The organism is Ruminococcus sp. MCC718 (assembly GCF_018783905.1).
In the GTDB taxonomy this organism is placed as follows: Bacteria; Bacillota; Clostridia; order Lachnospirales; family Lachnospiraceae; genus Hominisplanchenecus; species Hominisplanchenecus faecis.
Genome location: NZ_WQNP01000006.1, coordinates 36,527 through 48,804, shown reverse-complemented (window position 1 = coordinate 48,804; position 12,278 = coordinate 36,527). Strand labels below are relative to the sequence as shown.

Annotated in this window: 4 protein-coding genes and 1 other annotated feature; of the genes, 3 read left to right on the top strand and 1 reads right to left on the bottom strand. The window is 48.0% G+C overall.

The window, feature by feature from the left end:
* Positions 1 to 418: 418 nt before the first annotated feature.
* The gene (locus GPK60_RS00915; protein ID WP_147631749.1) at positions 419 to 1,912 is read right to left on the bottom strand and encodes an AAA family ATPase; all 1,494 of its coding nucleotides are present in this window, start codon (positions 1,910 to 1,912) and stop codon (positions 419 to 421) included.
* A 180-nt stretch (positions 1,913 to 2,092) separates the two neighbouring features.
* Positions 2,093 to 2,357: a binding site (T-box leader), on the top strand.
* Between the two features lie 106 nt (positions 2,358 to 2,463).
* Between GPK60_RS00915 and GPK60_RS00910 the strand changes: the two genes are divergently transcribed.
* The 3 genes from GPK60_RS00910 to addA all read left to right on the top strand — a co-directional run bounded on the left by GPK60_RS00910 (position 2,464) and on the right by addA (position 12,256).
* Positions 2,464 to 5,115, top strand: coding sequence for a valine--tRNA ligase (locus tag GPK60_RS00910; protein WP_215658683.1), 2,652 nt, complete (start codon positions 2,464 to 2,466; stop codon positions 5,113 to 5,115).
* A 107-nt stretch (positions 5,116 to 5,222) separates the two neighbouring features.
* Complete coding sequence (locus GPK60_RS00905; protein WP_215658682.1) at positions 5,223 to 8,615, top strand: PD-(D/E)XK nuclease family protein; 3,393 nt, start codon at positions 5,223 to 5,225, stop codon at positions 8,613 to 8,615.
* Positions 8,615 to 12,256: a helicase-exonuclease AddAB subunit AddA gene (addA, locus tag GPK60_RS00900; protein ID WP_215658681.1), complete on the top strand. Its 3,642-nt coding sequence runs from the start codon at positions 8,615 to 8,617 to the stop codon at positions 12,254 to 12,256. Before GPK60_RS00905 ends, addA begins: the two co-directional genes overlap by 1 nt.
* Positions 12,257 to 12,278 lie beyond the last annotated feature (22 nt).

Sequence of the window (12,278 nt, the reverse complement as noted above, 5' to 3'; positions counted from 1 at the left end):
TCTCTGTTTTTTCGTGTTTTGTAATTTGGCCTGAAAGGACTGTTCCGCTTAAGCGACCCCCGGCAAGCCAGGAGCTTTTAACAATGTGCAAACGAACGGTATCGTAAAAAATAGTGCGTAAAATAATACAGCCATGATGAATTCGAAAACAAATCGCTCTGACGGTAGCAAGGCTTCCGTCGTGAGGTTTGCGATGCTGCCGCCTCAAGGAGCCGCTGTCTGAGACTCGAAGAGGCGAGTTTAGGCGAAGGGCGGCTAACCGACGAGCGAACCGAACAGGAAACGCAGCGTGTCAGGAGATTGTTTTCGAATCATCATGGCGTACTATTTTTTACAAAACTATTTTATGGCGTTCATTTGCACATTTACAAACCTTCTGCACAGATCATTTGCACATGCATAAATCTTCCATGTATGCTTAGTCGCGTAAGAGGCTGCGTACCATCTCTGCGGTAAACACAACTTCGGAAACACGGTTAACTTCGATCTGATACAGTGCATTTGCTGCGATATGTTCGGCGGCCTGTTCCAGATCACGGATTCCGGAGGTGTTGGAGAACAGTTCAATTACAGCATCCAGTGCTTCGTCTGTCATCTTGCACTCATTCTCTTTGAGGCTCATACGTTTGAGAATCTTCGGCAGTGCAAATTTGGAGAAGATGATCTTTTTCTCATCCGGTGTGTAATCCGGGATGTCGATCACGGCAAAACGTGACATCAGAGGTGCACTGATCTGCTCTTTGTTGTTGGCTGTGGCGATAGGATAAACGCCGGTCGTTGGAATCATACATTCCATATAGTTATCGGTAAAGCCGAGGTTGTCAAGCAAAGTCAGAAGCACGTCTGCCGGATTGCCGTTTCCCTTGCCGGAGGCTGCCTTATCCAGCTCGTTGATGATGAAGACCAGATTGGACTCTCCGGATACTGAGAAAGCCTCCATAATGATTCCGGGTTTTGCGTTTGCATAGACACGGGAGCTTCCGGTCAGCTGTTCCGGATCGTTGATGGAGCTCATGTCAAGCGTAGTCCAAGGAAGACGCAGGATACGTGCAACGGCATAGGCAATCTGAGATTTACCGGTTCCGGCAGGGCCGACCAGCAGCAGACCATATGCCGGCAGGGTATGCGTGCGGTTGATCTGGATGATCGTCTCCATGATACGCTGTTTGACGCGTTCCATACCGTAAAGTTCTTCATCGAGAATACGGCGTGCAGCAACCGGATCGATGGCTTCGAAGTAATTGCTCTTCCACTGAATGTTCATCATGATGGAGAGGGCACGCTGGGCATGGCGGCGTTCTTCAGGGGAAACTTCATGGGAACGTGCAACGGCAAGGTTGCGTCTTGCCCACAGGCGGATATTATCCGGCAGGGTGCGGCCGGCACAGATCATAAAGTCTGTGATGCTCTGAAGGCTGGTCAGTTTCATCTCATCGCCGACTTCCTCCAGATCTTCGTCTTCACATTCTTCCAGAAGCGGAGCATTGCTTGCAAGCAGACGTTCAATCATGAACTGAAGGAAACCATCCTCTGCAGAAAGCTTGGTGCCACCGCCGAAAGCAGTCTCGCGGATACGGTAAACCATATAGCCGCCCTCCCGGTTTTCACCGGATAAACGAACCGGAATGTGATTTTCACCGAGCCAGCGGAGCAGGCTTACAAAGCGGGCATCCACTTTTTTGATATCAGCGATTACAGTAGAACCATCATCTTCTTTAAATTCAAAAGCGGTACGCTTGTTCTGATTGGTAAACGTTCCGCAGGAGTGATGTTTCCAGGCTTTTTTGCTGTTGTCAAGGACAAGAAGCGGTTTGTCTGCGGAAGAAACATTTTCGTCGGAAGCAAAGGTGGTATAAGTACATTCCGGAACAGCATCCGGTTCCGGGGTGTTATTGAAATCAAATACAGGCATAAAAAAACTCCTTTCATCATTAGCACCAGAAAGAAAAGCGAAATATTGCAAAATCTTCTGTGTGTCAAGTGTATCATGGATTGCTGGCCGGCTCAATAGTATTTTCGCATCAATTTCACCGGAACAAAATCCACAGTCATCTCTTGACAAATCCGTCTGCCTTCGCTATGATTAACATGGACAAAGGCGAGGAAGAAGAGGAGTACATACACAGCTCTTTCAGAGAGGGTTTTTCGCAGGCTGGAAGGAAACCTAAGGATGCGTGGATGGAAGGTAGCTTTGGAGCCGGAGGGCAGAACGAGTTCTGTGACAGGCGGTATGCAGATAAGTATACGCGGACAGGACAGTAAGCTTTCACGTGACCCGACGTTAAAGGGAAATGAGGTATGCATCCGTCTGTGATGTATATGAAAAAAGGTGGTACCGCGTAAATGACGCCCTTTGCAGAATCTCCGTTTCCGGGGATGATGCAGAGGGCTTTTTTCGTTGAAACATTCCGTCTGGAGTGTATTTGATTTAATGTGCAGAACAAACAACAGCAGGAGGACAACATGAGCAAAGAATTGGCAAAGACTTATGATCCGAAGGGAATCGAGGATCGTATTTATCAGAACTGGTTGGATAAGAAATATTTCCATGCGGAAGTCGACCGCAGCAAGAAACCGTTTACGATCGTTATGCCGCCGCCAAACGTAACCGGTCAGCTGCATATGGGACATGCACTGGACAACACGATGCAGGATATCCTGATCCGCTATAAGAGAATGCAGGGCTATAATGCACTGTGGCAGCCGGGAACAGACCACGCGGCGATCGCTACGGAAGTAAAGGTCATCCAGAAACTCAAAGAGCAGGGCATTGATAAAAACGATATCGGACGTGAAGAATTCTTAAAACACGCCTGGGAGTGGAAAGAGGAGTACGGGGGACGTATCGTAAATCAGCTGAAAAAACTGGGTTCTTCTGCTGACTGGGACAGAGAACGTTTCACAATGGATGAGGGATGTTCCAAAGCAGTTGAAGAAGTTTTCGTAAAATTATATAACAAAGGTTATATCTACAAAGGTTCCAGGATCATCAACTGGTGTCCGGTATGTAAAACTTCCATTTCAGATGCAGAGGTAGAACACGTAGATCAGGACGGATTCTTCTGGCATATCAATTACCCGATCGTCGGAGAAGAAGGACGTTTCGTGGAGATCGCGACCACTCGTCCGGAGACACTGCTTGGAGATACGGCCGTTGCCGTAAACCCGGAAGATGAAAGATACCAGGATCTGGTCGGCAAGATGCTGAAGCTGCCGCTGACAGACCGTGAGATCCCGGTGATCGCGGATTCTTACGTAGATAAAGAATTTGGAACCGGATGCGTAAAGATCACACCGGCACACGACCCGAACGACTTTGAGGTTGGCAAGAGACATAATCTGCCGGAGATCAATATCATGAATGACGATGCGACGATTAACGAACTGGGCGGCAAATATGCAGGTATGGATCGTTATGAGGCAAGAAAAGCCATGGTAGCAGACCTGGATGCACTGGGACTTCTGGTAAAAGTTGTTCCGCATACACACAGCGTCGGTACACACGACCGCTGTAAGACAACCGTTGAGCCGATGATCAAACCGCAGTGGTTTGTAAAGATGCAGGAGATGGCGAAACCGGCGATCGAAGCTCTGAAAAAGAACGAGTTGAATTTTGTACCGGATCGTTTTGACAAGATCTATCTGCACTGGCTGGAGAACATCCGTGACTGGTGTATTTCCAGACAGCTCTGGTGGGGACATCGTATCCCGGCATATTACTGTGACGAGTGCGGCGAAGTGGTCGTTGCAAAAGAAATGCCGAAGGTCTGCCCGAAATGCGGATGCACACACTTTAAACAGGATGAAGACACACTGGATACCTGGTTCTCTTCCGCACTGTGGCCGTTCTCCACACTTGGCTGGCCGGATAAGACAGAAGATTTTGATTACTTCTATCCGACCGATGTGCTGGTAACCGGATATGACATCATTTTCTTCTGGGTGATCCGTATGGTATTTTCTGCGATCGAGCAGACCGGAAAAGTGCCGTTCCATCATGTACTGATCCATGGTCTGGTGCGTGATTCCCAGGGAAGAAAGATGAGTAAATCTTTAGGAAACGGTATTGATCCGCTGGAAATCATTGACCAGTACGGAGCAGATGCCCTGCGTCTGACACTGATCACCGGAAATGCTCCCGGAAATGACATGCGTTTCTACATGGAGCGTGTGGAGGCAAGCCGTAACTTCGCAAACAAGGTATGGAATGCATCCAGATTTATCATGATGAACCTTGAAAAAGCAGAAGTTCCGGGTGAAATGCCGAAAGATCAGCTGACGGCAGCCGATAAATGGATCCTCTCCAAAGTCAATACACTGGCAAAAGAAGTAACCGAGAACATGGATAAATATGAACTGGGTATTGCCGTTCAGAAAGTGTATGATTTTATCTGGGAAGAATTCTGCGACTGGTACATCGAGATGGTAAAACCGCGTCTGTACAATGACGGGGATACCACAAAATCAGCAGCACTTTGGACACTGAAGACGGTTCTGGTAAATGCTCTGAAACTGCTGCATCCGTATATGCCGTTTATCACAGAAGAGATCTTCTGCACGCTGCAGTCCGAGGAAGAATCCATCATGATCTCCAGATGGCCGGAGTTTACCGAAGAGTGGCATTTTGCAGAGGATGAGGCAGCCGTTGAGATGATCAAAGAGGCAGTCCGCGGCATCCGAAACGTGCGTACAGGCATGAACGTACCGCCAAGCAAGAAAGCAAAAGTATTTGTCGTATCCGAAAGCGAGAATGTGAGAAATACGTTCGAAAACGGAAAAGTATTCTTTGCAACCCTTGGAAGTGCAAGCGAAGTGACGGTTCAGGCAGACCGCAGCGGCATCGACGAAGATGCAGTATCTGCCGTGCTTCCGGAGGCAGTCATCTATATGCCGTTTGCAGAACTGGTTGACATCGACAAAGAGATCGAGCGTCTGCAAAAAGAAGAACAGCGTCTGACAAAAGAGCTGGCACGTGTCAACGGCATGCTGAGCAATGAGCGTTTCATGAGCAAGGCACCGGAGAGCAAAGTTGCAGAGGAACGTGCAAAATTAGAGAAATACAGCCAGATGATGGATCAGGTAAAAGAAAGACTGACTCATCTTCAGGCAAGATAGGAAACAGGATGCCTCCGGCATTCTTACTGTGAAAAAAGTGGTTCTGTACTTTGTGCGGGACCACTTTGCAGCATCAGGCAAAACAGGACACAGGAAGGGAAATGCTTATGTCATTGCAGTTGATCTACGGCCCATCCGGCAGTGGAAAATCGTATACACTTTATAAAAAAATCATAGAGCAGTCCATACGGGAGCCGGACCGGGAGTTTATCGTGATCGTTCCGGAGCAGTTTACCATGCAGACACAGCGGGAACTCGTAGAACTGCATCCAAACAGGGGAATTTTAAATATTGATGTGCAGAGCTTTTTGCGTCTGGCATGGAGGATCTTTGAGGAAGTCGGGGTGGATACACACACCGTTCTGGAGGACACCGGAAAGAATCTGCTGCTGCGGCGTGTGGCATCCCGTCAGAAAAATGATCTGACGGTGCTTGGACGAAATTTTCGCAAGCCCGGCTATATTTCGCAGGTCAAATCCATCATTTCTGAGCTGAAGCAGTATGATGTTTCACTGGAAGAACTGGATGAGCAGCTGCGTTCGGGGAAAAAAGATGCATTATCTTATAAATTACAGGATATTCGAAACCTGTATGAGGGATTTCAGGAAGAACTTCAGGGAAAGTACATTACTTCGGAAGAGATCCTAGAAGAGCTCTGTTATGTCGTAAAAAAATCTGAAATTTTAAAAGGCTGTGTGGTCGCCCTGGATGGATTTACCGGATTTACGCCGATCCAGAACAAGCTGCTGAGGGAACTGATGCAGACGGCGGAGAAAATCTATGTCACGGTGACGTTGGATGCCTGGGAAGATCCGATGAAAAAGGTTTCCATGCATAAACTCTCTTATCTGAGCAAAAAGACGATACAGCAGCTGGCCGGGGCGGCAAAAGAATGTGGCTGCATGCTGGAAAAGCCGGAAGTGCTCGGAAAAGAAGGAAGCATCCGTTTCAGAAGTGCACCGGCACTTCGCTTTCTGGAGAGACATCTGTTCCGACCGGGCAATCAGATTTATGAAGCCCAAGATTCACAGAAGCTGGAGCGGGAGATGTCTTTGCATGTGGCAAGAGATGCGAAAGCAGAGGCAGAATTTGCGGCACGGACGATCTGGCATCTGGTGCGTGAAGAGAATCTGCGTTACCGGGATATTGCCGTGATCACCGGGGATATGGAATCATTTGGTGACCATATGAAAAAGGAATTGCAGCAGAAAGGCATTCCGTGTTTTATCGACCGCACCAGGAAGCTCCTCTTAAATCCGCTGGTTGAATTTCTGCGGTCGGCCCTTCAGATCGCAGCCAAAAGCTTTCGCTATGAAAGCGTGTTCCATTATCTGCGGACCGGGCTTGCGGGGCTAAAAAAGGATGAGATCGACCGGCTGGAAAACTATGTGCTGGCAAATGGGATCAACAGCCGCAGACGCTGGGAAGAGCCGTGGGATGAACAGGAAGAACCGTTCAAAGAGAAGATCCTGCCGCCGCTGCTTGCCTTTGTGGATCAGGTCAGAGAAAAGGATGGGACGGTGCGTCAGAAAACAGAAGCACTTTATGATCTGATGGTGCATTATGGTATTGAGCAGAAAATGCAGGATTACCGGGAAAAATTTGAGCAGGAAGAGGCTTATGACCTTGCAAGAGAATACGAGCAGATCTACGGCATAGTGATCGAGCTGTTTGACAAACTGGTGGAGCTGCTTGGTGATGAGCCGATGAGCCTTCAGGAATATACCGAAATCCTCGATGCCGGATTTGAGGAGGCCAAGGTTGGCATGATCCCTCCGACGATGGACTGTGTGCTGGTCGGCGATATCGAGCGTACCAGGTTAAAGGACATCAAAGTACTGTTTTTTCTGGGGCTGAATGACGGCTGGGTGCCGAAAAAAGAAGAAAAAACCAGTATTCTCTCCGATATGGACCGGGAAACCTTATCCGAGCTTGGCATGGAACTGGCACCGACGGCAAGGGAAAACAGTTATATCCAGAAGTTTTATCTGTATCTGAATCTGACAAAACCATCGGCAAAGCTTTATCTTTCTTACGGAAGGATGGGGCTGGACGGACGAGTGCTGCGTCCTTCCTATGTGGTCGGAAGTATTTTAAGGATGTTTCCGCAGCTGACGCTTCAGGATGAAGATCTGATTGAAGATCCGCTTGCAAGGATCACAACGGCAGAGAGCGGGATTGTGCATCTGGCGGACGGACTGAGAAAAGCGGCACTTGGAAGCGTGGAGAAGACGGCGGCCAGTCTGTTTGGATGGTACGAAGGACAGGAAAAATATCAGGATCTGGCGAAAAAGCTGCTGGATGCGGCCTTTCTGCATGGAAAGACGGAGCCGATGTCAAAGACGACGGCAAAACGGCTTTACGGACAGACGTTGGTCAACAGTGTCAGTCGGCTGGAGAAATTTTCGGCGTGCTCCTATGCACATTTTCTGGATTATGGTCTTCGGGTATCGCAAAGAGATCTGTTTGTATTCCAGCCGGTGGATATGGGAAATATTTTCCATAAGGTGCTGGAGTCTTACGCACGAAAAGTGGAGGCGAGCGAATATACCTGGTTTAACATTCCGGAGAAAGAACAGAAACGTCTGGCGGCGGAGACGGTAGAAGAGGTTTCCGAAGCTTATGCATCAACCCTTCTGCATTCCAGTGCCAGAAATGAATATGTGATCCGCCGCATGAAGCGGATCATGGAACGCACGATCTGGGCACTGACCAGGCAGGTGCGTGCCGGAAACTTTATTCCGTCCAATTTTGAAGTGCCGTTTTTAAGTTCTTCGGACTTGAAGACGGTGAATATCGCACTTTCGGACGAAGAGACGATGCGGCTGAAAGGGCGGATCGACCGCATTGATCTGTACGAAACGGAGGATGAAGTTCTGGTAAAAGTCGTAGATTATAAATCAGGAAATAAAGTGTTTGATCTACAGGAATTTTATTACGGACTGCAGATGCAGCTTGTCGTTTATCTGAATGCGGCACTGGAGATGGAACAACGCATTCATCCGGATAAAAAAATAAAACCGGCAGGCATCTTCTATTATGCAATGAAAGATCCGATCGTGGATCAGAAGCATGGGGAAAGCGAAGAAGAGCTGGAAAAACGGATTTTGAAAGAGCTGCGTCCAAATGGTCTTGTCAATGCAGAAAGTGAAGTGGTAGAAGCACTTGACCGCAGTCTGGAGAAAACATCCGAGGTCATTCCGGTTGCCAGAAACAAAGACGGCAGCTATTCTCGCTATGCGAGCGTGGCATCCGAAGAGCAGTTTTTGACACTTTCGAAATTTGTGGAAGAGAAGATGCGGGCGATCGGATGTGCGATCCTTGAGGGAGATGTAAAGATCAATCCTTATGAAAAGAAAGGAAAAACAGCCTGCGATTACTGTGAATTTAAAGATATCTGCGGTTTTGATCGGAAAATACCGGGCATGCATTACCGGAGGCTCAAAGAACTGGATCCGGATGATATCTGGGAATTTTTGCGAGAAGGAGGGGATTTTTGATGGGAAATCTGTGGACAGAAGAACAGAAGCAGGTCATCTGGCTTCGAAACCGGAATATTCTGGTCTCGGCGGCGGCAGGTTCCGGAAAGACAGCCGTTCTGGTAGAGCGTATTTTGCAGAAGATCACGGACAGGGAACATCCGGTGGATATTGACCGTCTGCTGATCGTGACGTTTACAAGAGCTGCGGCGGCAGAGATGCGTGAGCGGATCGGACTGGAAATCCAGAAAAGGCTGCTCGCAGATCCGGATAACGAGAATCTGCAAAGACAGGAAACGCTGCTTTTCCATGCACAGATCACGACGATCGACAGTTTCTGTCAGTCGGTGCTTCGGACATATTTTCATCTGATCGATCTGGATCCGGCGTTTTCCATCGTGGATGAAGGAGAGGCAAAACTTCTGAGGCGAGATACGGCGGAAGAGCTTCTGGAAGAAAAGTATCGGGAAGGCAATACGGACTTTTTACAGTTTGTGGAATGTTTTGCAAACGGAAAAAATGATGAGAATCTGATTGAAATGATCTGGCAGGTCTATGAATTTTCCAGAAGTCATCCATGGCCGGAAGAATGGCTGGAAGAATGTAAGAAAAATTATGATATTGATACACTGGAAGATCTGATCTCAAGTGAATGGATGAAAATGATCTGTGAGCAGGTCGATCAGACCCTGAATGATCTGGAAATGATCCGAACAGAAGCCCTGAAAGTCGCAAATTCGCCGTACGGACCGTGGATGTACGCAGATGCCCTGGAGCAGGATGGCGAGATCTTAAAACAGCTTTCTAAAGGCAATGATTACGCAGAATATGCCAGACGTTTTCTGAACATCAGAAAATTTGCAGTGCTTTCCAGAAAAAAAGATGAAGAAGTATCGGATGAAAAGCGGGAACAGGTAAAGCTTTTGCGTGATCAGATCAAAAAAGGCATTGCCTCTTTGCAGGAGCAGTATTTTTACCAGAGTCCGCAGGAGATGTTAGAAGAGCTGAAGGCGGGAAAAGTGTCCGCACAGATGCTTCTGATGCTGGCATCCGAGTTTGGATTGCGGTTTACGGAGAAAAAACGGGAGCGAAATCTTTTGGATTTCTCAGATCTGGAACATCTGGCACTGCAGATCCTGGTGAAAAAAGAGAATGGAAATGTGGTGCCAGGTGAAGCGGCACTGGCTTTTTCAAAGCAGTTCGAAGAGATCATGATCGATGAATATCAGGACAGCAACATGGTCCAGGAGCTGATCCTGACCAGCATTTCCAGATGCAGCATGGGGCAGAACAATCTGTTTATGGTTGGTGATGTCAAGCAGAGCATTTACCGGTTCCGTCTTGCCTGCCCGGAGCTGTTCATGGAAAAATACGATACCTATACGACGGAAGACTCCGAAAATCAGAAGATCGAGCTGCACAAAAATTTCCGAAGCCGAAAGGAAGTGCTCTTTGATGTCAATTTTATTTTTCGCAAGATCATGCACCGGAATCTCGGAAATGTAGAATATGATGATAATGCGGCACTCTATGCCGGGATCGAATTTCCGAAACTGGTCACCAATGTTGAGACGGATGATCTGACGGCAGCAAAATCTCCGCTTTCCGGAAGTGAGATCCTGCTTTTTGATGCAGATTCGGTGACAGACACAAATGCAAGAGAGGCCGAAGCACGTATGATCGGCGGACAGATCAAAGCGATCGTCGGAAGAGAGCTGGTCTATGACAAAGAAAGCAGGCATTACCGAAAAGCAGAATATCGCGATATTGTCATTTTGCTGCGTTCCTTAAGCGGCTGGTCGGAAGAATTTCTGGCAGTTTTATCGGATATGGGGATTCCGGCGTACACCGGGACGAGAAGCGGTTATTTTTCGGCACTGGAAGTGCGTACGGTGCTGTCCTTTCTGCGTGTCCTGGATAATCCAAGACAGGATATTCCGTTTACCGCAGTGCTGACGTCTCCAATCGGCACGTTTGCGACAGAAGAACTGGCGAAGATCCGTACGGAGAATCCGGAAGTTTCTTATTATGAAGCGTGCCGGGCGTATGAAAATGCGGGCAGCGACGGGATTTTAAGAGAAAAACTTCAGAAGTTTTTTAAAGTGTTGGAACATTTCCGCAGTTGTGTGCCGTATACGCCGATGCACGAGCTTCTGTGGAAAATTTACGAAGAAACCGGATATTTTGACTATGTATGTGCGATGCCGGCGGGATCGCAGAGAAAGGCAAATCTTGAGATGCTCGCAGAAAAGGCGGCAGCTTATGAGAGTACCAGCTACCGCGGCCTGTTTAATTTTGTGCGATATATCGAAAATCTGCAGAAATATGAAGTGGATTTCGGTGAGGCAAGTACAATCGGAGAAGAAGAGAATACGGTGCGGATCATGAGCATCCATAAGAGCAAGGGACTGGAGTTTCCGGTCGTCTTTGTGGCAGGACTCGGAAAAGCATTTAACCGGCAGGATGCCAGAAGTACGATCGCCATCCACCAGAATTATGGCGTGGGCTGTGACGTCGTTGATCCGCTGCTTCGGACCAAGGCACCGACAATCTTAAAGAAAGCGATCCAGCAGATCCTGCTGACGGAAAGTCTCGGGGAAGAACTGCGAGTCCTCTATGTGGCGGTGACACGTGCAAAAGAAAAGCTCTATTTGAGCGGAAGTCTCAAAAAAATGGAAGATACGCTCTCGAAATGGAGCGGCGGGGCAGGAAAAAAGCAGCTGTCTTATCTGGAGATCAAAAATGCCGCATCGATGCTCGAATGGATTCTTCGCTCTGTGCTCTATGAAGAAGGGATACAGTCAGAAATTCCAATCCGCAAATATAGCGTGGATGACCTGTACCGGGAAAAACTGGATGAGGAAAACCACGGCGATACGATCTTGCAGCAGTTCAGAGATCACCTTTTTGAAAAGGAGGAAGGATATGCCGTTTTTCTTGCCTGGATGACGCAGGAGAGTGCGAAAATCTATCCATATGAAGGAAGGCTGGAGATCCAGGGAAAATGTTCGGTTTCAGAGATCAAGCGCCAAAGTCAGATACAGGAGCAGAAAGAAGAACCGGAAAATCAGGGGATCGTACTGATAAAAGAACCGGAAGATACGGCAACAGTCCCAAAATTTCTGGAGGCAAAAGAAGAAAAGAGCGGGGCGGTGAAAGGAACAGCCATGCATCATGTGATGCAGCGGCTTGATTTTACGGCAGCGGATACGGTCCGACAGGTGGAAGCACAGCTTTTGGAACTTCAAAAGAAAAAGCAGATAAGAGAAGAAGAGATATCGCTTTTGAACATTCCGGCGATCGTGCACTTTTTCCGAACCGATATCGGGAAACGGGCGGCAGATGCGGCCAGAAGAGGTCAGCTTTATCGCGAAAAACAGTTTGTGATCGGTGTGCCGGCATCGGATATCCGGCCGCAGTGGGATAAAGAAGAAATGGTTTTGGTACAGGGAATCATTGATGCATGGTTTTATGAAGGAGACCAGATCGTTCTGCTGGACTATAAGACGGACCGGGTTTTAAAAGGACAGGAACAGAAGTTAAAAGAACGCTATCAGGCACAGCTTGATTACTATGCAAAGGCACTGAAACAGACGACCGGGCATGAAGTAAAGGAAAAAATCATTTATGCGTTTTCTTTGCAGGAGGGCATCGCTCTTTAAACCTTGCATTTTGCTGCCGGTC